This window comes from Streptomyces sp. NPDC057249 (assembly GCF_042669245.1).
Lineage (GTDB): Bacteria > Actinomycetota > Actinomycetes > Streptomycetales > Streptomycetaceae > Streptomyces.
Map to the genome: position 1 here is coordinate 204,511 of NZ_JBHUXS010000009.1, position 22,064 is coordinate 226,574.

Below are 22,064 nucleotides of genomic sequence, written 5' to 3' on the forward strand. Positions count from 1 at the left end.
GCCCGTCCCCTCCCCGGGGCGGGCCGCGGCGCACGCTCAGGCCGTGGCGTCCGACCAGGCGTAGGGCGGTGGCACCGGGCCGTCCGCCCGGCCGGCGCCCGACTCGCCGATGGCGCGGTCGGCCACGCTCATCAGCTGCCCGGCGACATCGTGCATCGCGCGGCTCGCCGCCACCTCGTCGCCGATCGTGGGCACGTCGGGGTCCTGGGGGCTCAGCCGGGCGATCCCCTGGCCGGTGAGCCTCGCGGTGCCCGTGTCCAGCACCGCTTCCGCCTTGGTCGTCCCGCCCTCCTCGGAGAGCTCGACGCGCACCGTCCATTCCAGCGTGCGGTTCATCGCATACCTCCCGGCCCGCACCGGCCGGCGGACGCGGGCCGCCGCGCGGGTCCACCTCCAGCATCCACCCAACCGGCCGGTGCCGCCCGCCCGGCCTGCGCCCGGTCCCCCGCCGAAATAGGATGCAGACACCCGGCCCGCCATCCCCCGTCCCGCGGAGCGGCCCATGACCCGGCGTCGTCCTTCCCGGTCGGCCAGCTCCGACGAACTGCTCACCACCCTCCACGACCTCACTTCCCGGGCCCGCCGCGAGGTGGAACTGCACCAGGCCAGGGTGGAGCTGGCCGAGGCGCTCCAGCGGGAGATGCTGCCCTCCGCCCTGCCGTCGCTGCCGGGCCTCCGGAGCGCCGCCCGGTACGCCCCGGCGCGCAGTGGCCTGGACATCGGCGGCGACTGGTACGACGGGTTCGCGCTCCCCGACGGGGCGCTGGCGTTCGCCGTCGGGGACGCGCAGGGCCACGACGTGGAGGCCGCCGCCTTCATGGGCCAGATCCGCATCGCGATGCGCGCGTTCGCGCTCACCGCGGAGGACCCGGGCGAGGTCGTCAGCCGTACCAACGACCTGTTGCTCGCCGCCGACGCCGGACTGCTCGCCACCTGCACCTTCGCACGTCTCGACCCGGCCACCGGGGAACTGCGCAGCGCCCGGGCCGGGCACGTGGCCGCCGTCTGGGCCAGCGCCGACGGCCGGGCGGGCACCACGGACGACCGGGGCGGGCTGCCGCTCGGAGTGCAGTCGGGCGAGGAGTACCCGGTCACCACCCGCTCGCTCAGCGGCGAGGGAGCCTTCGTGCTGCTGACCGACGGGGTGGTCGAGGGTCCCTCGTACTCCCTGGACGAAGGGCTGGACGAGGTGGTCCGGCTCGTACGTTCCCGGGTGACGGAGGACGCGGACGCGCTGGCGGACGCGATCATGGGCGCCGCCGAGCACACCGGGCACCAGGACGACGCGGCGGTGCTCGTGCTGCGTCACGGGTGCCCCGGGGACGGCGGGGGGTGAGGCGGACACCGGCCGCCCGTGCGTGTCACACCGCCGTCCGCTCCGGGGCCGGTGTCTGATGAGAGGCGTGATCCGCACTGAGAGGAACCGCCGGTACCTGCCGGCGGTCCTGTGTGTCGTGGGCGTCGCCGCCGCCTATTACGGGGCGGCCCGCCTGGGGCTGATGCGACAGGTGACCGTCCACGGGGCGGTGGTCACGCCCCTGTGGCCACCGACCGGGATCGCGCTGGGCTGTCTGCTGTACCTGGGGGTGCGCGCATGGCCCGGGATCGCGGTCGGTTCCCTGGTCGTCGTCACCACGCTCACCGGGACGGCACGGCCGGCCACCGCCGCCATCGTGGCGGGCAGCACGCTCGCACCGCTGTGCGCGTACCTGCTGCTGCGCCGGGCCGGTTTCCGCAACGAGCTGGACCGGCTGCGCGACGGACTCGTCCTGGTGTTCCTCGGCGGGATGATCCCCATGACGATCAGCGGCACGACGGGGGCGGGGATGCTGGTGGTCGACGGAAAGCTGCCGCTCCACGACTTCTGGTCCGTCTGGGCCGCCTGGTGGGCCGGCGACGTCATGGGGGTGCTCATGGTCACCCCGGTCCTGCTGGTCCTGCCCCGGGCCCGGCTGCCCCGGATCACGGACCGGTGGGGAGAGGCCGGGGCGCTGCTGGTCGTCGCGGTCGTCGGTGCGGTGGTCGCCACCCAGAGCGCGCTGTCGATGATGTACCTGGTCTTCCCGATCCTCATCTGGGCCGCCCTGCGCTTCCAGCTTCCGGGCAGCGCCCCGTGCGCCCTGCTGGTGTCCGTGCTGGCGATCGTGGCGGGAACGGCCGGAGCCGGACCGTTCGGCGGTCACACCATCGTGGAAGTGATGATCAGCCTCACGGTCCTGAACGGCGCCGTCGCCCTCACCGCTCTGCTGCTGGCCGCCGTCGTCACCGAGCAGCAGAACGTCCGGCGCCGCATCGAGCACGCCTGCGAGGAGCTGGCCGAGGTGGTCGACCAGCTCGCCCCGGGCCGCTCGGCCGCCGCCTGGCCGTCCCGGGCCGAGGACGAACGAGGCAGCGGCTGACCACGCGGATCAGCGCCGGAAGCACCGGTCCAGGAAGGCGTTGCGGAAGGTGCCCTCCGGGTCGTAGCGGGTCACCAGCTCCTCGAAGTCCGCGTAGCGCGGGTACAGCGTGCGCAGCACCTCGGGGGCCGTGGAGAAGACCTTGCCCCAGTGCGGGCGGGCACCGAACGGCGCCAGGGCCTCCTCGATCCCCGCGACCACCGGGGCGACGGCCGCCGCGTCCGGGACCCAGGTGAAGTGGAAGGCCACCGAGTCCCGGCCGTGGGCGGGGCTCAGCCACAGGTCGTCCGCCGCGACGGTGCGGAGCTCGGAGATCTGGAGCACCGGGGCGATCCGGTCCCGCAGCCGGGCCACGGCCTCGTACGCCGCGGCGGCGTCCGCGCGGGCCACGAAGTACTCCGACTGGAGCTCGTCGCCGTTGCTCGGGGTGAACTCCATCCGGAAGTGCGGCAGGCGCGCGTACCAGGGGCCGGGCACGCCCTGCTGCCGGGTGCAGTTCTCGGCGGGCACCCCGGGGATCGGGTGCCGGGCACCGTCGGCGAGCCGTGCGCCCAGCCACTCGGCCGGCATCGCCGCCGCGGCGCCCTCGTCGCCCACCCGCTGCTTCAGCCAGACCTGGCCGACCGGGCCGGGGCGCCAGTCGGTGAAGACGCTGACGCTGTAGGCGGCGGACACCACCTCGTCGAAGCGCGCGGTCAGGGTCGCCTCGGGAAGTTCCTCGTACACCCACTGCCGCACGTCGAAGGCGGGCACCAGGTCCAGCTCCAGCGAGGTCACCGCACCGAGCGCGCCGAGGGAGACGACCGCGCCGGCGAAGTCGTCGTCGGCGCGCCGCAGCGTGCGCATGCCGCCGTCGGCCGTCACCAGGGTGAGGCCGCGGACCGCACCCGCCAGTGAGCGGTTGCCCACGCCCGAACCGTGGGTGCCGGTCGCGACGGCGCCGGCGACCGAGATGTGCGGGAGCGATCCCAGGTTGGCGAGGGCCAGCCCGCGCTCGTGCAGTTCGGCGGCGAACTCACCGAAGCGCAGTCCGGCGCTCAGGGAGACCGACCGCCCCGGGACGTCGATGTCCACGACACGCGGGAGCCCGGCGAGCGACACCTGGTCGCCGGAGGTGTCCGCGACGGTGTTGAAGGAGTGCCGGGTGCCCAGGGGGCGGACGGCATCCGAGGCGGCGACGGTCTCGCGCAGTTCGCTGACGGATCGCGGCACGCACAGCCGCTTCGCGCCGAAGGTGATGTTGCCGGCCCAGTTCTTCTCCGCGGGGGTCACCGTACGTCCCTCTTCCACTCATGGCCGGGCACGTGCTCCCGACACCGCATTGTCCCAGACCACCGGCCGCCGGGGCCGAGCGGCCCGAATACCGCCCACGCAACCGAGCGAGCACGTACGGTAGTTGGCGACCGAGGTACATATCCGCACACCAACCGCTTGACACACGTCACACATACCGACAGGTACACCCAGAACCTGAGATCCGGTACGGATCGGGACGAGTCCCGGATCACCGCGCCTGTCTGAACTTCACCGGAACTCCAGCGAAATGCCATGTGTGTGGATATCGTGCACCGAGCGAGGGCGCGTCCGTCAGTCCCCTGGATCGGCGGATGCGCCCCGTTTGTGGCGATGCGACTGTGACTGGGGGGTTCATGGGGCATGTCGAGCTACCCGAATCCGATATAACGAGGCCCGTGGGACTGGCGGGGGCGCCACGACCGCGGACCTCTTCGGGACTGCCGCGCGGCCGGGACACGGGCCGGCCGCGGCACCTCCCGGACGTGCGGCGCGAGCACGGCACCGCGGTGCCCGGCAGGCGCCCGGACCTGCCGGCCCTGGTGGTGTGCGCCGAAGCCACCGGCCTGGGGTTGCCCGCCTGGCTGGTGCTCCGTGCCGACGGGCAGCCCGAGGCCCTGGCCGGGGCACTCGCGGCCGCCCTGGTGTGGTGCGGGGTCCGGGCCGCACGGGGCCGGTACGTGTTACGTGTACCGGGCCGCCCGCCCGGGGCGCTGACCACGCTCGGGGACTGGTTACTGCTCATCGGTGTGCTGGCGGTGCTGTGGACCGTGCTCGACGCGCCGATCGACCCGGCGGCGGCCGTCGTCGCCCTGATCCCCGGGCTCCTGGCGGCGGCGGGCACCTCGTGGACGCGGCGGCTGGCCCGGTCCGGGCGGCGCCGGACGGCGCGCCGGGTGCTCGTGGTCGGCGAGGCCGCGGGGGTGGACCGGGCGGCGCGGCTGCTGAGCGCGCGGGAGGACCACGGCTACCGGGTGGTGGCCGCGCTGCCGGTGGGCGCGGCGGCGCTCAGCTGCGAGGTCCCGGTGCCGGGGCGGCTGGCTCCGGCACCCGAGGGCGACGACGCCTCCACGGTGCTCGGCGCGGCCTTCGCGCACGAGGCCGACCTCGCGCTGGTGGTCCCGGGCCCGGGGCTGGCCGAGGAGCGGTTGCGGCGGCTGACCTGGGGGCTGCACGACGGCGGACTCGAAGTGTCGGTGCTCTCGCACCTCTCGGAGACCGCGGCGGACCGGGTACGGCCGTCGTCGGCGGCCGGGCTCACCCTGCTGCACATCGTGCCGCCGCTGCGCCGGGGGCTCCAGCCGGCCCTGAAGGCGGCGGTGGACCGGGCGGGGGCCACCTGCGGACTGGTCGCCCTGGCCCCGCTGCTGCTGCTGATCGCGGTGGCGGTCCGGCTCACCTCGGCGGGCCCGGTCTTCCACCGGCAGATCCGCCAGGGGCAGCACAACCACCCGTTCGTCATGTGGAAGTTCCGCACGATGGTGGTGGGCGCGGAGCGGCACAAGGAGCGGCTCGCCGAGGCGAACGAGAACGACGGCCCCATGTTCAAGATGCGCCGGGACCCCCGGGTGACCCGTCTGGGCCGCCTGCTGCGCCGCTCGTCGCTGGACGAACTGCCTCAGCTCATCAATGTGCTCAAGGGTGACATGTCCCTGGTCGGCCCTCGTCCTCCGCTGCCGGACGAGGTGTCCCGGTACGACGAGCGGGAGTTGCGCAGACTCGCGGTGAAGCCGGGGCTGACGGGTCTGTGGCAGGTCAGCGGCCGGTCCGACCTCTCGTGGCAGGAGACGGTGTCGCTCGACCTCTGGTACGTCGACAACTGGTCGGTGGCCACGGACATGGGGCTCATGGCCCGGACGCTGCGCGCCGTCACCGACGGCCGCGGGGCGTACTGAGGACGGGGCGGATGACCACCAGGGGAAGGGGCCGGGCCGCCCGCCCGCCGGGCACGGGGGCGGGCCGCCCGGCGGGGCGGGGGCGGCTATGCGGCCTGCTGCCGGAGCCACCAGGAGTACGTCTCCGCGATGCCCTCCTTCAGCGGGATGCGCGGTGCGAAGCCGAGGGAGGTCAGCCGGGTCACGTCCAGGAGTTTGCGGGGGGTGCCGTCGGGCTTGCCGGTGTCCCAGTGGATGTCACCGTGAAACCCGGTCACCTCACGTATCAACGAGGCGAGTTCACGGATGGTGAGGTCGTCGCCGCAGCCGATGTTGACGGGTGCGTCCTCGTCGTAGCGCTCCAGCAGGAGTACGCAGGCGGCGGCGAGGTCGTCCACGTGCAGGAACTCGCGCCGGGGGTTTCCGGACCCCCAGAGCGTGACGGCCGGTGCGCCGGACTCGCGGGCCTCGTGGAAGCGCCGGATCAGGGCGGGCAGGACGTGCGAGGTCTCCAGGTCGAAGCTGTCGCCGGGCCCGTAGAGATTGGTCGGCATGGCGCTGATGTAGGAGGCGCCGTACTGGTGGCGGTAGGACTGCGTCTGCACGATGCCGGCGATCTTCGCCAGCGCGTACGCCTCGTTGGTGGGCTCCAGGGGTCCGGTGAGCAGGGCGCTCTCGGGGATCGGCTGCGGGGCGCGCTTGGGGTAGATGCACGAGGACCCGAGGAAGAGCAGCCGCTCGGTGCCGGCCGCGTGCGCGCCCGCGATCACGCTCAGCTGGATACGCAGGTTGTCCTCGATGAACTGCACGGGATACGTGCTGTTGGCCATGATCCCGCCGACCCGGGCGGCGGCCAGCACCACGGCGTCCGGGCGTGTGCCGCGCAGGAAGGCGGCGGTCCGCCCGGCGTCCCGGAGATCGAGGCGGTCGCGGCCGCGGGTGATCACTTCATGGCCGTCGGCGGTGAGGCGGCGGGCCACCGCCGATCCCACCAGGCCCCGGTGGCCGGCGACGAACACGCGGGCACCGGGGCGTAGCAGGGACGGGACTCGTTCCCGGGGAGGGCCGGGGAGATCAGTCGTCATGTTGTCGGATTGTGCCAGCAGTCGGGTGAAACGGTGATGTTTTGGACCGAATCACTCAGACCTTGATATTCCATGACCAACTGCCTTACGGGCGACCGCAGAAGGGGGACACATGGCCAAGACCGCGCTCATCACCGGGGTGACCGGACAGGACGGTTCGTACCTGTCGGAGCTGCTGCTCCAGAAGGGGTACACGGTCCACGGCCTGATCCGCCGCTCCTCCAGCTTCAACACGGAGCGGATCGACCACATCTACCAGGGCCCGGAGCAGGAGCACCGGTCCTTCGTGCTGCACCACGCGGACTTGGCCGACGGGGTCGCGCTGGTGAACCTGCTCCGGGACATCCGGCCCGACGAGGTGTACAACCTGGGCGCCCAGTCGCATGTGCGGGTCTCCTTCGACGCACCGCTGTACACGGGCGACGTGACCGGGCTGGGAACCATCCGGCTCCTCGAGGCGGTACGGGCCAGTGGTATCGACACCCGGATCTACCAGGCGTCCTCCTCCGAGATGTTCGGCGCGAGCCCGCCTCCGCAGAACGAGCTGACGCCGTTCCACCCGCGCAGCCCGTACAGCGTCGCCAAGGTCTACTCGTACTGGGCGACGGTCAACTACCGCGAGGCGTACGGCATGTTCGCGGTGAACGGCATCCTGTTCAACCATGAGTCGCCCCGGCGCGGGGAGACCTTCGTGACCCGGAAGATCACCCGTGGCGTGGCCCGGATCAAGGCGGGCCTCCAGAGCCGGCTGCACCTGGGGAATCTGGACGCGGTACGTGACTGGGGTTACGCCCCCGAGTACGTGGACGCGATGTGGCGCATGCTCCAGTGCGACACCCCTGACGACTACGTGGTGGCCACCGGTGAGGGGGTCAGCGTCCGGCAGTTCCTGGAGTACGCCTTCGAGCACGCCGGCCTCGACTGGCGCGAGTACGTCCGCTACGACGCGAAGTACGAGCGGCCCAGCGAGGTCGACGCGCTGATCGGTGACGCCTCGAAGGCCGGTCAGCTGCTCGGCTGGAAACCGGCCGTACGGTCCCGGGAGCTGGCCCGGATCATGGTCGACGCCGATGTGCGCCGGCTCTCCGACGAACTCGCGGGGGCCGCCGTGCGCGTGGACCGGTAACAGGCTCCGGCGCGCCCCCACCCCCACCGGTGACGCGGTGGGGCCGCATGCGCCGGTTCGGGCGGGGCCCCGGCTCCGCCTCCTCGACCGCGGCCAACGGGCCGCAGCTCGTTCTCACCTTCGGAGCTGAATGATGAACGGAACCACGGGGCGCCGACGCGGCCGGACGCGGGCCGCGGCCGCGGCGCTCGGCCTGCTCGCGGGCGCCCTGAGCGCCGCCGCCGCGGGCAGTCCCCCGGCCGCCGCCCTCACCGCCCCCGTGTCGATCACCGCGGACAACCTGTCCACCTGGCAGACCAACGGCATCGTCTGGTCGATGGCCGCGTCCGAGGAGGGTGTGGTCTACGCGGGCGGCACCTTCTCCACCCTGCGGCCGCCGGGGGCGGCGGCCGGGACCTCCGAGCAGCCCGCGGTGAACTTCGCCGCGTTCGACACCGCGACGGGGGCGCCCACCGGCTGCTCCCTGTCGTTCACCCTCTCCTCGGGGACCGCGACCGTACGCGCGCTGGCCCTGTCGCCGGACGGTGGAACCCTCTACGCCGGCGGCAGGTTCGGGGCGGTGAACGGCGAGGGGGTCAGCAACATCGCGGCCATCGACACCGCCACCTGCACCCCGCGCCAGGACTTCAAGGTCGCCGTCTCCGCCACCGTGCGGGCGCTCGCCGTCACCGACGACACGGTGTACCTCGGGGGCGACTTCAAGTCGGTGGCCGGGCAGAACCGCAACTTCTTCGCCGCCGTGACCACGGACGCCGCGCTGAAGCCGTGGACGGCGCAGGCGGACGAGGTGGGCCGGGCGGTGGAGGTCACCCCGGACGGGCAGCACGTGGTGCTCGGCGGGGACTTCTTCACCGTGAACGGCACCACCTCGCACGCGCTGGCGGTGGTGGACGCCACCACCGGCGCGCTGGAGAAGGGCTACCCGGGCTTCATCCCGAACACGTCCACGGTGCAGGACCTCACCAGCGATTCCAAGCAGTTCTACACCGCCAACGAGGGCACCGGCGGCGGGGTGTTCGACGGCCGGATCGCCCTCGACCTCACCACCTTCAACCAGGTCTGGCGCGACACCTGCCTGGGGGCCACGCAGGCCCTGCTGGTGCACGGCGGGGTGCTCTACAGCGGCAGTCACGCGCACGACTGCGCGTCCATGGGCGAGTTCCCCGACCAGCCGCGCAAGCATCTGCTGGCCCAGTCGGTGGACGACCCGAAGCTGCTGCCCTGGTTCCCGGACACCAACGACGGGATCGGCGAGCCGGTCGGCCCGCGCGTGATGGCGCAGACCGACAAGGGCGGTCACCACTACCTCTGGGTGGGCGGCGAGTTCACCACGGTCAACAGCAAGCCGCAGCAGGGGCTCACCCGGTTCGCCGACGGCCCGGACACGGGGGCGCCCTGGGTGCCGAACGTGAGCGTCTCCACGGTCGCCCCGGACAAGGTGGACGTGAACTGGCAGACCAGCTTCGACACCGACGACGGGGTGCTCACGTACCGGATCTACAAGGACGGGGCGAGCACCCCCGTGCACACGACGACGGGGTACTCCGTGTTCTGGGACCGTCCGCAGCTGCGGTGGACGGACACCGACGTGGCGCCCGGTGAGACCCACACGTACCGGATCAGCGCGAGCGACGGCACCAACACCAGCGCCAAGTCGCCGGCGGTGAGCGCGACCGTGGCCGCCGGGGCCGAGAGCTATCCGGCCAGGGTGCTCTCCGACGGGGCGACCCTGTACTGGCGCTACGACGAGGGCACGTCCACCTTCGCCGCCGACACCGGGGCGGGGCTCGACAACGGCTTCCTGCGCGGCTCGCCCTCGTACCGGCAGACCCCGGCGGCCGTGGCCGGGCCCTCGACCGCCATCGGCTTCAACGGGTCCAGCCAGTACGCGTACAGCAACCGCGGCCGGTCCCAGGTGACGGCCTTCTCCGTGGAGACCTGGATCAAGACCACGACCACCCGGGGAGGGAAGATCATCGGCTTCGGCAGCAACACCATGGAGCTGAGCGGCAAGTACGACAAGCACGTGTACATGCTCAACAACGGGCGTCTGACGTTCGGCACCTCCAACAACGGCGGTCAGACCGTCAGCACGACCGGGGCCTACAACGACGGTGCCTGGCACCATGTCGTCGCCACCCAGGGCCCGGGCGGCATGGCCCTGTACGTGGACGGGCAGCTGCGCGCCTCGAACTGGCGGTACACCAAGAACCAGAACTACACCGGCTACTGGCGGGTGGGCGGGGACAACCTCGCGACCTGGCCGAACCGGCCGACGAGCAACTTCTTCGCCGGTCAGATCGACGAGACCGCCGTCTACCCGGCCGCGCTGACCGCCGCCCAGGTCAGCGCCCACTACGCGCTGAGGAACGGCGGATGAGGAACGCCTTCCTGGCCGGTGCCGCCGTCGTCCTTGCGACGGCGGTGCTGGCCGCCTGCGGTTCGTCCTCCGGCGACGGGGACGGGAACGGCGGCGCCAGGGCGGCGGGCGCGCCCTCCGCCGTCGCCTCCTCCCCCGGCCCTGCGGCCGGGGCGGACGCGGAGCCCTCCGGCTCCGCGTCCGCCGGGCCCCGGCCCGCCCGCAGCAGCGAGCCGCCCAAGATCCCGGCCGACCGGCTGACGCCCGCCACCGGCACGTTCACCGAGAAGCAGAAGGAGTACCTGACCGACCGGGTGCCCGTGGGGATGGACCCGGCGGCGGTGCTGCAGACCGGGCAGGAGACCTGCGACCGGCTCGACTACCTGGTCAAGGTGGACCGGGACACGGCGGTGGGCGCCGTCGTGACGGGCGAGGTCACCGGCGCGCAGCCCGCCGTCACCCATCTGTGCCCCCGCCACCGGGACCTCCTGGAGCGCGCCTCGCACGGGTACGCCGACGGTGTGCACCGGGGTGACGGGCTGCGGCCCGGCCGCTACCGGAACGTCTCCCCCACCTCGACCTGCACCTGGGAGGTGGCCGGCCCCGGCGGGAAGGTCCTGGCCTCCGGCTCCTCGCACGACGGGAAACGGGCCGCCCTCACGATCCCGGAGGCGGCGCTCGCCTTCACTTCGACAGGCTGCTACGCCTGGCTGCCCGAAGGGGACGACGGATGAACAAGCTGCCGATAGCCGTGGCGATCCCCACGAAGAACGAGGGGCTCAACATCGCGGAGGCCGTGCGCTCGGTCATCGACCATTTCGAGGCGGTGGTCGTCGTGGACTCGCACAGCACCGACGACACGGCGAAGATCGCCGCCGAGTGCGGGGCCGAGGTGGTCCTGTACACCTGGGACGGCGGGCACCCGCGGAAGAAGCAGTGGTGCCTGGACCACGTGCGCACGGACCTGGACTGGATTCTGCTCCTCGACGGGGACGAGCGGCTGAGTCCCGGGCTGCTGGCCGAACTGCGGGGGATCTTCGCCGCTCCGGACGCGCCGAAGCCGGCCGCGTACGACATCCCGCTCGGCTACTGGTTCTCCGGGAAGCGGCTGCGGCACGGCTACACCATCCGCAAACGCTCCCTGACCGACCGGACCCGCTGCCACTATCCGGAGGTGGGCGATCTGGACGCGCCGGGGATCGGGGAGGTGGAGGGGCACTACCAGCCGGTCGCACAGAGCACGGCGGCGCTGCGCCATCCGATCGAGCACCAGGACCTGGACCCGGTGACCGCCTGGTTCGAGCGGCACAACCGCTACTCGGACTGGGAGGCGTGGCTCGACCACCATCCGGAGGTCAAGGAGCAGGTTCGCCGTGCCAAGTCACGGCAGGGGCAGCTGTTCCACAGGGCGCCGTTCAAGCCGCTCCTGTCCTTCGCCTACATGTACGTCTACCGGCGGGGCTTCCTCGACGGGCGCGCCGGGTTCGACTTCGCCCTGGCGATGAGCTTCTACCGATGGCAGATCGCCCTCAAGTCACGGGAGAGCCCGCCTGCTTGACCCCTCCGCCCTTCCGGCGGACCACGTCCTCGTAGGTCCGCCGGAGGGTACGGGTGACCACCTCGATGGTGAAGTGCTCGTTGACCAGTTCCCAGGCGGCCTTGCCCGCCTCGGCGTTGGCGTCCGGCTCCAGCAGTTCCAGGACCGCCCGCGCGACCTTGTCCGCGTTGGCGGCGTCCTCCCCGACGCGGCTGTCGATGACCCGGCCGGCCCCGGCACGCGCGACGTCGGGCCCGAGGCCGCAGGTGCGGGTGATGACGGCGGGCGTGCCGACGGACATCGCTTCCAGGACCGAGACGCCCAGGGGTTCCTCGATGGACGGCAGGACGTACACATCGGCCTCGCGGCCCGCCGCCAGCACCTCTTCGTGGCCGAGCGGGCCCACGTGGTCCAGTGAGCCCGTCACACCGAGGCGGTCCGCCAGTGCGAGGGTGCCCCGCAGGGCGCCGGTGTCCGGGCCGGCGAGGACGAAGCGGGCGTCGGGGTGCTCGGCCAGCACGGCGGGCATCGCGGCGACGAAGTCCTCGGGGCGCTTGCGCTCCTGGACGCGGGCGAGGAAGAGCACCGTCGGCGGGCGGCCGGGCTCACGGGCCGGCTTGAAGGGCTGCGGGCGGACCCCGTTGACCAGGCGCACGGTCCGGGTGAGCGGCACGGGGGCGGCGACCGCATTGACGTCGACGCGCTCGGCCTCGGTGAGGTGGAGCACCGCGTCGGCGCCCCGCAGCACCCGGCGGACGCCCAGGAGGTCGGTGAGCTGTGCGACGCGCTTCTCGGTCGGGTCCACCATGCCGTGGGTCTGCACGACCAGCGGTGTGCCGGAGGCCAGCGCGAGCAGAGCGGCGGGCAGGGTGACCAGGTCGCGCATCAGGTGGACGTGGACGAGGTCGGCGCCGCGCATCATGCGGCGCGCGGTCCTCAGCAGGGCCGCGGAGGTGATCCCGCTGACCTCGAACATCGGCAGCAGGTGGCGGGCCTGGAAGAGGTGGACGGGGACGCCCTCCACCTCGCGCGGCAGCGGGCCGTCGAAGCCGTCGCCGAGCGCCATGATCCGGGCGTCGTCGCCCCCGGCACGCTGCACCTTGGAAAGGTTCAGGGCCACCCGGGTCGGACCGCCGAAGGCATGGTCCGGGGTGTGCAGCGTGACGATGTGCAGGATCTTCACCAGGGTCCCCCTCGCCCTCGTCCGGCCGTGCCCAGACTAGTCGGCACATCTCCTCACGTGTGGTGATTCGTTAATGTGTAGTCAGACAACCGCGCTTCAGGGACGGGGAGTTGATGGCATCCGTGCACGAGGGCGTGCGGTCCGCGCCCGCCCGCCCGCTGTCCTGGGCGATGCTGTCGCGTGCGCTGGCCGTGCCGATCGTCCTCGGCCTGGTGTGCTTCCTGCCCGCCCTGATCGCCGCCCAGCCCGGAACCGGGGTGCGGGACACCGCGTACTGGTTGCAGCTCGTTCTGACCTGTTACTCGGGGGCGCGGCTCGCGACGATGATCCTGTCCACCCGGCGGCGGCTCCTCCAGGGCGTCTTCTGGATGTTCGTGTACATCGCGATGGGGGTGGCGCCGTTCGCGCAGGTGGTCATCGGCCAGACTCCGACGCCTGTGGTCGGGCCGCGCGCCGATCTGGTGACCGCCGTCGCGCTGGTGCTCGTGGGGTGCGCGGCCTTCGACCTGGGGGCACTGCTGGCTTCGCGGCGCCCGCTGCGCCGTCGCCGCACGGCGCGCGGGGACGGGCACGGTGCCACCGCGCACCCGGTGCGGCTGCGCCTGCTGGTGCTGCTGGCGTTCGCGGCGAGCGGGTACTACGTGCTGAAGCTGGGCGGGCCCGCGGTCTTCTTCTCCAGCAGGCAGGAGATCAGTGCCTCGGTCGCGGAGAGCGGGGTGGCGTCGGGCGAGTCCAATGTGGGCTCGGCGTTCCTGAAGGGCTTCGGCACGGTTCCGGCGCTGCTGGCCCTGCTGTTCTGCACGCGCAGGCTGGTGACCTCGCGCCGGGCCAGGCGCTCGCCGTCGGCCGTGCTGGTGTGGTGTGCGCTGGCCGTCGTCAACCTGATCGTCAACAATCCGGTGTCCAACGCGCGTTACTGGTTCCTGACGGTGCTGGTCTCGCTGCTGTTCACGGCGTTCCCGCGCAGTGCCGCGATGTACCGCTCGGTGCTGGCGCTCGGGGTGATCGGGGCGCTGGTGCTGTTCCCGTACGCGGACCGGTTCCGGTACGACGACGCGGGGTACCGGCCGGTCCAGTCGTCGTCGGTGTTCGAGCCGCTGGCCACGAAGGACTACGACCAGACGGTGATGTTCGCCAACACGGTCACCTGGGTCGGCACCCGGGGGCACACCTACGGGCGGCAGCTGGCGGGGTCCGCGTTCTTCTTCGTGCCGAGGGCGGCGTGGAGCGGGAAGCCGGAGGACACCGGGGTGCGCGTCGGGCAGTGGATGGGGATGAACATGACCAACCTCTCCGCGCCGCTGTGGACCGAGCTGTGGGTCGACTTCGGGGTGGTGGGGCTGATCGGCGGACTGGCGCTGACCGGATACGGGGCCGCGCGCACCGACCGGCGTTACGCGCGGGCGGTCTCGCGGGACGGGCCGGGCCCGGGCAGCGTGCTGGCGATCGCGGCGCCGCTGATCGCCGGGTACACCTTCATCCTGTTGCGCGGTCCGTTGTTGCAGGCCGCGGGGAAGCTGGCGATCGCGGCCCTGTGCCTGGCGCTGGTGACGAGTTTCAGGTCCGGGCGGCGTCCGCGCTGACCGGCCCCGGTGCCGGCGCGCCCGACCGGGTCAGCCGGACCACCCGGGTCCAGGTAGCGACGGCCTTGCAGCCGGAGCCGAGGCACAGGCCCCAGGCGGCCCCGGGGACCCCGCCGACCGCGTAACCCGTGGCGAGGAAGGCGACCGCGGCGAGCGAGAACACCACCTGGATCGGGAGCGTGGTGCGCGGGTCGAGGAGCCGGAGTGCCAGCAGTCCGCAGGTGCCGACGGCCATCGCCGCGTACTGGCTGCCGGTGGCCGGGAGGAGCGCCGCGGCCGTGGGCCAGGTCGCGCCGAGCAGATGGCGCCCCACCGAGCCGGGCAGCAGGGCGAGGACGGTGGCCCAGGTGGCCGCCGTCAGGGCCAGCACGACGGCCAGCGCGGCTGTCGCGCGCACCCGGAGCCGGTCGGTCGCGAGCCGCCCGAGGAGTGGCGGGCCGAAGCCGGTGGCGGAGGTGAACAGCACGTTGAGCGGGCCGAAGAGCGTGGTGGCGCCGCGCAGGGCGCCGACGACGAGAGGGTTGCCGACGGCGCCGAGGCCGAGCACGGAGAGCTGGGAGGTGGCGTTGCCCACGCCGAACTCGACCACGAACCTCCGGCCGAGGTGGCCCTTCGCAAGCATCGGCCTCAGTGCCACCGGGGCGCCCGCTGTCCTGCGGTGCAGGGCGGCCACCGACAGCAGCAGCGCGGGAAGCGCGGACAGCCCCCAGACGGCGACCAGCCGGGCGGCCGGTGCCCCGTGCGGCTGCACGGCGAGGGCGCCGACGACGCAGACCAGCCGGAGGGTGTCGGCGGTCAGGGCGAGATGCTGGGCGTGCAGCGTGGCGAAGGCGTACCGCGCGATGTCCTGCCCCAGCACCACCGGCAGCACCAGGCCCAGCGTCGTCAGGGCGGTTGCCGTGGAGCCGGGCAGCAGGACGCAGACGGCGGCGAGCAGGCCGCCGAGGGCGGTGGCGGCGAGGAGCGTGAAGCGGACGGCGGACCGGCAGGCGCCCCGGGTGTCCTCACCGCCGCCCCGGCGCAGCACGAGCGGCTGCCCCGTGAAGGCGCCGGAGACGCCGAGCAGGACGGTGAAGACGAGGTAGACGGCGGAGAAGCGGGCGAAGCCGGCCACGGTCGAGAGCCGGGCGGCCGTCACCAGCACCAGGATGTTGGTGAGGGCCGCCACCCCCTGGTCCGCGACCGAGCAGACGATCGCGGTACGGGCTCTCATCGGTGTCCGGCGCTGCTGCGGCCGTCGCGTCCCTGGCCGCCGTCCACGGTGCGCAGGCCCAGGGTCTCCGCGGGGTCGCCGGTGCGGCCCGTCACATCGGGGTCGCCGTACCTGCCGCCCGGGGCCGCGGGCCCCTGTCCGGGGGGCCGGTGCCCCGGCGGCCGGCCACCGCCGGACTTCCCGCGGGCCCGCCGGTCCAGCCGGCCGTAGCCGGGGTGGAGCAGGGTGCCGAGGACCGAGCCGCCCGCCGCGCCGATGATCTCGCGGATGCGTTCGAGGTCGCTGCGGTGCACTTCGCGCGGCCGGCAGACGATGACGACGCCTTCGACGCGGTCGACGAGCGCGACCGCGTCCGCGTACGACAGGACGGGCGGGGCGAGCACGATGACGACCGCGCCGGGCCTGCCTCCCTCGGCGATGATGCGGCTGACCGGGGCGGAGGTCAGGGCGCGCGGCACGTTGTCGGTGCGGCGCCCCGCGACCAGGGTGAAGGCACCCGACCCGGGCACGTCGACGTTGGCCCGGCTGTCGGAGGGCCAGCCCCGGTCCTGGCTGCCCGTCGCCCAGCGGGGGCCGCGGCCCGGGTGGGCGGCGCCGAGGTCGCCGGCCAGGGACGGGGTCCGCAGGTCGGCCTCGAACAGCAGGACGTCGCGGCCCATCTCGGCGAAGGCTGCGGCCAGGTTGGCGGCGGCGGCCCGGGCCATGTCGTTGTCGCCCCGGGGTGCGGTGACCAGGAGGCGGCGGCGTTCCGCGAACGACGGGTCGTAGGCGAGCCGGAAGGCGACCGCCCGGTACTCCTCGGCGAGCCGGCTGCCGGGGCGGCCGATCGCGAGGAGGGTGCCGGCGGTCGCGCGTTCCCTGGGCAGGGTGCCGAGCAGGGGGGCGCCCAGGGAGCGGACGAGTTCCCGGGTGGAGCGGACGGCCGGGTCGAAGACCAGGCGCACCCATGACATCAGCAGCCCGAGGGCGAGTCCGACGACGCCGCCGAGTCCGAGCAGGAGCGGCAGGCCCGCTCCGGTGGGGTGTTGCGGGGCGACGGGCTTCTTGTTGAGGTAGCCGGGTGTGGTGTCCAGGGCGCGGAGTTCGGAGATCTTCTGGTTGAGCCCGGAGATGGCGACGATGAGGTTGGCGCGTGCGCTGGTGACGTCGTCGCCGGTGCCGGTCTCCTGCTCGGCGAGCCGGTCGCGCTGTTCGGTGAGGGGTTTGAGCTGGGCGCGGTAGCCGTCGATCATGTTGTCGATGCTGTCCTCGGTGCGCTCCCGGCGGATCTCCAGGTATGCCTCGGCGAGGGCTTCGGCCCTGGCCCTGGCCTGCTCGGGGGTGCGGCCGGTGTAGGCGAACTTGAGGACGAGGGTGTTGGGCGGGTTGGTGACCTGGAGCCCGGAGAGCAGGGCGCCGACCTCGACGGTGTCGCCCTGCTTGGCGAGGGTGCCGGCCGCGATGGTGCCCACGGCGTCACTGACGGCGGTCTGGCGTTCGGAGCCGATGTTGATGCCCTTGTCGGCGGAGGCGCCGGCGGCGAAGGGGTCGGAGGTGGCGGAGCGTACGGACACCTCGCCGGTGGCCGCGTAGGTGTCGTCGCCGCTCAGGGCGAGCCAGCCGCTGCCGAGGAGGCCGAGGACCACTCCGGCGACGAGTAGGAAGCGGTAGCGCAGGAGTTGGCGGAACTGGTCCCGGAGCAGGGCGGGTTCGTCCTGCTCGTCCAGGGCGCGGATCGGTTCGGTCATCGGCGTGGCCCTCCTCGGCCGTCCCGCAGGGCCTCGGTGAGCAGGGCGTCGAAACGGGCCAGCGCCGCTTCCCGGCCCAGATGGCGGGCCACATAGCGCGGCCCGTGGGCGCCGAGGGCGTCGGCCTCGGCGGGTGACTCGACCAGTTTGCGGACGGCGCCGAGCACGGCGGCCGGGTCCTCGGGCGCGACGAGGAGCCCGGCCCCGGAGCGGCGCACCTCGTCGGCGGTGCCGCCCTCCTCGGCCACGGAGGCGACGACGGGGCGCCCCGACACGAAGTACGAGGTGAGTTTGGACGGCACGCTCATGTCGAGCACCGAGGCGCGCTGGGTGACGGCGAGGACGTCGGCGGCGGCCAGGATGTCGGTGAACTCCTCCGCGCCGGCCGGGGGCAGGAAGTCGAGGTTGGGCAGCCCGGCGGCCCGGGCGCGCAGCGCCTCGCGCTGATTGCCGTCGCCCATCAGGACGATCCGGATCTCGGGGGCGAGGCGGGCCGCGTCGACCAGGACCTCCAGGCCCTGTTTGAGCCCCATGTTGCCGGAGTGCAGGACGACGGGTGTGCCCTCGCGCCAGCCGAGCCGGGTCCTGGTCGCCGCGCGGTCGGCCGAAGGGGTGCGTACATGGCTCCAGTTGGGGACGGTGCGGATGCGTGCGGGGTCCACTCCGTAGGCGGTGACGCGGGGGACGAAGCTCTCGTGGATGACGCCGACGAGGGTGGCGGCGCGCAGCGCGAACCGCTCGGCCTTCGACGCGAGGGCCGCCGCCCTGTCCCCGCCGCGGATGCCGCTCTGGGCCGCGGCGGCGCCCATCAGGTCCTGGACGACGGGTATGTACGGCACCCGGTGACGGCGGGCGAGGCGGGCGCCGATGACCCCGCCGGCGAGGCTGGGCATCTGGGAGACCACCGCGTCGGGCCGGATGCCGGGCGGTGCGAGGAGGCCGTGCGCCAGGACACTGCCCTCGAAGGCGGCTCGGCGTAACGCGCTCTGGCGGGGCGGCACGTAGTGGCGCCTGCGGTGCACGGTGACGCCCGCGCGCCGCTCCTCGGCGCGCCACACGCCCCGGTACGCGGCGTCGGTCCGCCAGGCCGGGTAGTGCGGCATGCCCGCGAGCACGTGGGTGTCGGCACCGGACGCCGCCCAGTGCTCGGCGAGCTGGGCGGCGTACGGGCCGATGCCGGTCAGCTCCGGCGCGTAGTTCGTGGAGACCACCAGCAGGCGGACGTGCTCGAACGGTCTGCGGTGCTCTTCGTCTGACATCGGGCGATCGCCTTCCCCCCGGAGCCATCAGTGTTCCACCGAGGAACAGCCCCAAAAGCGAGCTTATCCGTTCATGAGATGCGCAAGTGGTCTTCACAGTAATGTCGTTGGACCATCGCGGACATCGCGTTCACCGTGGGGGGAGAGAACGGATGGTGCACAGAGTCGGGTACGCGCCGGGGGTCTACGACCTGTTCCACGTGGGACACCTCAATATCCTTCGTCATGCGCGCAGCCAGTGCGACTACCTGGTGGCGGGGGTGGTCTCCGACGAGATGGCCACGCTCGCCAAGGGACACCGGCCGGTGATCCCGCTTCCGGAACGGCTGGAGATCGTGCGGAGCGTGCGGTACGTGGACGCCGCCTTCGTGGAGACCGTGCCGGAGAAGGTCGAGACCTGGCAGCAGGTCAGGTTCGACGTCATCTTCAAGGGGGACGACTGGCAGAACACCGACAGGGGCCGGAAGCTCGAACGCGACTTCGCCGAGGTGGGTGTGGAGGTGGTGTACTTCCCGTACACCGTGCACACCTCCAGCACCCAGTTACGCCGGGTGCTGGAGACGCTCGTCAGTGTGCCCGGAGCGCTTTCAGCTCCCTGAACCACTTGCCCAGGAACAGGACGAGGAACAGCGCGTGCACGGCGGCGAGTACGGCGTACCCGATGCGGAACGCCGTCTCGTCGGCCAGCAGCAGGAAGACCAGGCAGAACACCCCGTAGTCGGCGGGCAGCAGCGCCACGGCCCGCAGTCCCGACGGCGGCGCGGCGGGCCCGGGCGCCGGGGCCCGGCCGCGCGCCGCCGCCTTGCCGAGCTGTTCGCGCAGCAGCCCGGCACAGAAGGTGAGCACGGCGACGAACAGGAAGCCGAGCGGCAGCAGCAGCCAGCCGTCGCCCGGCAGGGCGAAGTACCGGTGGAACGCGATCAGTACGGCGGTGTGGACGAGGATCATCTTGGCGCAGTCGACCACATGGTCCAGCCATTCGCCGTCGGGCCCGCCGCGCCCGGTCAGCCGGGCGAGCTGCCCGTCGGCCGAGTCGAGGGCGAAGCCCACGGCGAGACCGAGGTACACCAGGACGGCCGGCCACGGACCGGGGCGCACCAGCGCTACGGAGGCGATCGCGGCGAAGGTGAACGCGGCGCTGGCCAGGGTGACCTGATTGGGCGTCAGGCCGAGTCGGTAGGCGCCCGCGGCGAAGACCCGGCCGGCCGGGCGGTTCACGTACCGCGAGTAGAGCGACACCCCCTTGGCCGTCTTCTGCGCCCCGCGCAGCCGGCCGAGCACCGTCGTCGTGGATTCCATCCGCCCCCCAGCGTCCCGGTGCCGCCACCGCTCCCCCGGCGGCGCTCCCCGCGCGCCGCCGGAGCCGCATCATGGCACGGGGAGCTCCGCCGCGTGGGCGGATCGCCCCATCTGGTGGGCCTACGGAGGCAGTTGACCGGGAGCGCGCCGCCCGGGGGTGTCGCTCAGGCGGAGGCGGTCCGGCATTCCGGGTGGCCCCAGCCGTGGTCGTTCTTCGCGATCATGTCCTTGGCCGCGTACGGCCGCCCGCAGTGGCAGCGGCCGGCGAACTTGGCCCGGATGGTGGCCCCGCTCCCCGTCTTCCGTGGTGCGGCCCGCTTGGCCGTCGCGCCGGTGCGGCGGCCCTCGGTGGCGCGGGAGGGCGCCGGTACGGGGGTGGCCGAGCCGTGCGCGGTGCCGGCGGCGCTCTGGGTGACGGCGACCTCGCTGGCGGCCTGGTCGGCGAGCGCGTTGAGCGGGTCGCCGTCCACCTGGTGGGCGGGTACGTAGACGAAGCTCACGGCGCGCCCGGTGAGGAGTGCGTCGATGCGGGTCACCAGGTCGCGGTTGGCGACGGGCTTGCCGGCCGAGGTCTTCCAGCCGTTGCGCTTCCAGCCGGGCAGCCACTTGGTGACCGCGTTCATCGCGTACTGCGAGTCCATCCGGACTTCGAGCGCCACGGCGGGGTCGACGGACTCCAGGAGCTCCTGGAGGGCGGTGAGCTCGGCGACGTTGTTGGTGGCGGTGCCGAGCGGCCCCGCCTCCCACCGCTGGGGACGCCCCTCGTCGTCGGCCACCACATAGGCCCAGGCGGCCGGCCCCGGATTACCCTTCGACGCCCCGTCACACGCGGCGATCATGCGCTCGTTCATACCCCCGATCATGCCAGCGCCGGGACACGGTTCCGTCCCCCCGCTCCCCACCTGCAGCCTTCACGGTGTGTGATGCTTCGGCGTGCGATGGTGACGGCCCGCTGCTTCCCTGAAGGGGCCCGCTCTCCCCTACGTCCCCGAGGAGTGACGATGAGCGTTGCACGAGAGGTGAACCGCGCCCAGCAGATGCGCGAGAAGGCGCGCCACCTGACCGAGGCCGCGGAGCGCACGCGCGACCCGGAGCAGCGCCGCCGGCTCCAGGAGAAGGCCCGCAGGCTCCAGGAGCAGAGCGAGCGGCCGGACGGCCTGCCCGTGTGAGGGCGGGGGCACAGACCGGTGGACTGTCACTCTTCCATGAGTGGGTGGCAGTCCACCGCCGCGTTCCGGCCCCCCACGGGGACGGGTGATCATCCCCGCCTACGATGACTCGGCACGCTCGTACGAGGAAAGTGGGGCCCTGCCATGAACGGTCGACCGGTCACCGTGGTCACCGGAGGCAGCCGCGGCATCGGTGCGGCGGTCTGCGTACGCCTGGCAGGTCAGGGCCATGACATCGCGCTGGCCTACCGCTCGGACGCCGACGCGGCGGCGCAGGTCGCCGAGGCGGTACGCGGGACGGGCCGGCGCTGTGTGGCGGTCCGGGTGGACACGGCGGACGAGACGGACGTGGACCGCCTCTTCGACACCGCGGCCGCCGAGCTGGGCCCGGTCACCGGGCTGGTCAACAACGCGGGCATGAGCGGCCCGGTCGGCCCGCTGGCCGACGCCGACGCGGCGGGCATGCGGCGCGCCCTGGAGGTCAACGTCCTCGGCTACCTGCTCTGCGCGCGCCGCGCGGTGCGGGACATGACCCGGACGGGCGGCGGGGCGATCGTCAACGTGTCCTCGGCCGCCGCCACGCTGGGCAGCCCCGGCGAGTACGTGCACTACGCCGCCGCCAAGGGGGCCGTCGACACGATGACCGTCGGCCTGTCGAAGGAGGTCGGCCCGTCCGGCATCCGCGTCAACGCGGTCGCCCCCGGCGTCATCCGCACCGGCTTCCACGCCGACCCGGCCCGCCCCGACAAGCTCGGCCCCGGCGTCCCGCTCGGCCGCCCCGGCGAACCGGACGAGATCGCGGGCGCCGTCGCCTGGCTGCTCTCCCCGGACGCCTCGTACGCGACGGGGACGGTGCTCCGGGTGGCGGGCGGGCGCTGAGGCGCGGCACACCGGATTACGGCCGTTCCGCCGCGGGGGTGCGCCCGTTGCAGTAGAAGTGGTGGTGCACCGGAACAGG

General features: G+C 73.1%; 20 protein-coding genes. 11 read left to right on the top strand and 9 right to left on the bottom strand.

The window, feature by feature from the left end:
- Positions 1-36: 36 nt before the first annotated feature.
- A complete protein-coding gene (locus ACFUJY_RS19035; protein ID WP_383300713.1) occupies positions 37-336 on the bottom strand; it encodes a DUF1876 domain-containing protein in 300 nt (99 codons plus the stop codon).
- Positions 337-502: 166 nt separating this feature from the next.
- On the opposite strand from ACFUJY_RS19035, the gene ACFUJY_RS19040 reads away from it, so the two are divergent.
- Both ACFUJY_RS19040 and ACFUJY_RS19045 read left to right on the top strand, forming a co-directional pair.
- The gene (locus tag ACFUJY_RS19040; protein WP_383300716.1) at positions 503-1,336 is read left to right on the top strand and encodes a PP2C family protein-serine/threonine phosphatase; all 834 of its coding nucleotides are present in this window, start codon (positions 503-505) and stop codon (positions 1,334-1,336) included.
- Positions 1,337-1,403: 67 nt separating this feature from the next.
- Positions 1,404-2,399, top strand: coding sequence for an MASE1 domain-containing protein (locus ACFUJY_RS19045; RefSeq protein ID WP_383300719.1), 996 nt, complete (start codon positions 1,404-1,406; stop codon positions 2,397-2,399).
- Positions 2,400-2,408: 9 nt separating this feature from the next.
- On the opposite strand, the gene ACFUJY_RS19050 is transcribed toward ACFUJY_RS19045, so the two are convergent.
- Complete coding sequence (locus ACFUJY_RS19050) at positions 2,409-3,671, bottom strand: D-arabinono-1,4-lactone oxidase (RefSeq protein ID WP_383300722.1); 1,263 nt, start codon at positions 3,669-3,671, stop codon at positions 2,409-2,411.
- Between the two features lie 419 nt (positions 3,672-4,090).
- Between ACFUJY_RS19050 and ACFUJY_RS19055 the strand changes: the two genes are divergently transcribed.
- Positions 4,091-5,587 (top strand): sugar transferase, encoded by a 1,497-nt coding sequence (locus tag ACFUJY_RS19055; RefSeq protein ID WP_383300724.1) that lies wholly within the window; start codon positions 4,091-4,093, stop codon positions 5,585-5,587.
- Positions 5,588-5,673: 86 nt separating this feature from the next.
- On the opposite strand, the gene ACFUJY_RS19060 is transcribed toward ACFUJY_RS19055, so the two are convergent.
- Positions 5,674-6,651 carry a GDP-L-fucose synthase family protein gene (locus ACFUJY_RS19060; RefSeq protein WP_383300727.1) on the bottom strand — a complete coding sequence of 326 codons (978 nt, stop codon included), beginning with the start codon at positions 6,649-6,651 and terminating at the stop codon, positions 5,674-5,676.
- Positions 6,652-6,763: 112 nt separating this feature from the next.
- Here ACFUJY_RS19060 and gmd point away from each other — a divergent pair, with 112 nt between their 5' ends.
- The 4 genes from gmd (at position 6,764) to ACFUJY_RS19080 (ending at position 11,694) form a co-directional block, all read left to right on the top strand.
- Positions 6,764-7,777 (top strand): GDP-mannose 4,6-dehydratase, encoded by a 1,014-nt coding sequence (gene gmd / locus ACFUJY_RS19065; protein ID WP_164401259.1) that lies wholly within the window; start codon positions 6,764-6,766, stop codon positions 7,775-7,777.
- A gap of 130 nt (positions 7,778-7,907) precedes the next feature.
- Positions 7,908-10,157, top strand: coding sequence for a LamG-like jellyroll fold domain-containing protein (locus tag ACFUJY_RS19070; RefSeq protein WP_383300731.1), 2,250 nt, complete (start codon positions 7,908-7,910; stop codon positions 10,155-10,157).
- Complete coding sequence (locus ACFUJY_RS19075) at positions 10,154-10,870, top strand: hypothetical protein (protein WP_383300734.1); 717 nt, start codon at positions 10,154-10,156, stop codon at positions 10,868-10,870. Before ACFUJY_RS19070 ends, ACFUJY_RS19075 begins: the two co-directional genes overlap by 4 nt.
- Positions 10,867-11,694: a glycosyltransferase family 2 protein gene (locus ACFUJY_RS19080; RefSeq protein ID WP_383300737.1), complete on the top strand. Its 828-nt coding sequence runs from the start codon at positions 10,867-10,869 to the stop codon at positions 11,692-11,694. Before ACFUJY_RS19075 ends, ACFUJY_RS19080 begins: the two co-directional genes overlap by 4 nt.
- On the opposite strand, the gene ACFUJY_RS19085 is transcribed toward ACFUJY_RS19080, so the two are convergent.
- The gene (locus ACFUJY_RS19085) at positions 11,666-12,856 is read right to left on the bottom strand and encodes a glycosyltransferase (protein WP_383300739.1); all 1,191 of its coding nucleotides are present in this window, start codon (positions 12,854-12,856) and stop codon (positions 11,666-11,668) included. The genes ACFUJY_RS19080 and ACFUJY_RS19085 overlap by 29 nt on opposite strands.
- Before the next feature lie 113 nt (positions 12,857-12,969).
- Here ACFUJY_RS19085 and ACFUJY_RS19090 point away from each other — a divergent pair, with 113 nt between their 5' ends.
- Entirely contained in the window at positions 12,970-14,439 is a 1,470-nt protein-coding gene (locus tag ACFUJY_RS19090; protein WP_383300741.1) for a hypothetical protein, read from the top strand.
- On the opposite strand, the gene ACFUJY_RS19095 is transcribed toward ACFUJY_RS19090, so the two are convergent.
- The 3 genes from ACFUJY_RS19095 to ACFUJY_RS19105 are packed head-to-tail and all read right to left on the bottom strand — an operon-like array spanning position 14,414 to position 18,638.
- Positions 14,414-15,652: a hypothetical protein gene (locus ACFUJY_RS19095; protein WP_383300744.1), complete on the bottom strand. Its 1,239-nt coding sequence runs from the start codon at positions 15,650-15,652 to the stop codon at positions 14,414-14,416. The two genes, ACFUJY_RS19090 and ACFUJY_RS19095, sit on opposite strands and share 26 nt — an antisense overlap.
- Complete coding sequence (locus tag ACFUJY_RS19100; RefSeq protein ID WP_383300747.1) at positions 15,649-17,379, bottom strand: lipopolysaccharide biosynthesis protein; 1,731 nt, start codon at positions 17,377-17,379, stop codon at positions 15,649-15,651. Before ACFUJY_RS19100 ends, ACFUJY_RS19095 begins: the two co-directional genes overlap by 4 nt.
- Positions 17,376-18,638 carry a glycosyltransferase gene (locus ACFUJY_RS19105; protein ID WP_383300749.1) on the bottom strand — a complete coding sequence of 421 codons (1,263 nt, stop codon included), beginning with the start codon at positions 18,636-18,638 and terminating at the stop codon, positions 17,376-17,378. The genes ACFUJY_RS19100 and ACFUJY_RS19105 overlap by 4 nt, the downstream gene beginning before the upstream one ends.
- A gap of 152 nt (positions 18,639-18,790) precedes the next feature.
- Here ACFUJY_RS19105 and ACFUJY_RS19110 point away from each other — a divergent pair, with 152 nt between their 5' ends.
- On the top strand, positions 18,791-19,237 hold the full coding sequence (locus ACFUJY_RS19110) for an adenylyltransferase/cytidyltransferase family protein (RefSeq protein WP_383300752.1): 447 nt from the start codon (positions 18,791-18,793) through the stop codon (positions 19,235-19,237).
- Here the strand turns inward: ACFUJY_RS19110 and ACFUJY_RS19115 are convergent.
- A complete protein-coding gene (locus ACFUJY_RS19115) occupies positions 19,206-19,937 on the bottom strand; it encodes a CDP-alcohol phosphatidyltransferase family protein (protein WP_383300753.1) in 732 nt (243 codons plus the stop codon). The genes ACFUJY_RS19110 and ACFUJY_RS19115 overlap by 32 nt on opposite strands.
- A 164-nt stretch (positions 19,938-20,101) precedes the next feature.
- Positions 20,102-20,788: a ribonuclease H gene (locus ACFUJY_RS19120; protein ID WP_383300756.1), complete on the bottom strand. Its 687-nt coding sequence runs from the start codon at positions 20,786-20,788 to the stop codon at positions 20,102-20,104.
- A 150-nt stretch (positions 20,789-20,938) separates the two neighbouring features.
- Here ACFUJY_RS19120 and ACFUJY_RS19125 point away from each other — a divergent pair, with 150 nt between their 5' ends.
- Entirely contained in the window at positions 20,939-21,106 is a 168-nt protein-coding gene (locus tag ACFUJY_RS19125; protein ID WP_383300759.1) for a DUF6381 family protein, read from the top strand.
- Positions 21,107-21,250: 144 nt separating this feature from the next.
- The gene (locus tag ACFUJY_RS19130) at positions 21,251-21,985 is read left to right on the top strand and encodes an SDR family NAD(P)-dependent oxidoreductase (protein ID WP_383300762.1); all 735 of its coding nucleotides are present in this window, start codon (positions 21,251-21,253) and stop codon (positions 21,983-21,985) included.
- Positions 21,986-22,064 lie beyond the last annotated feature (79 nt).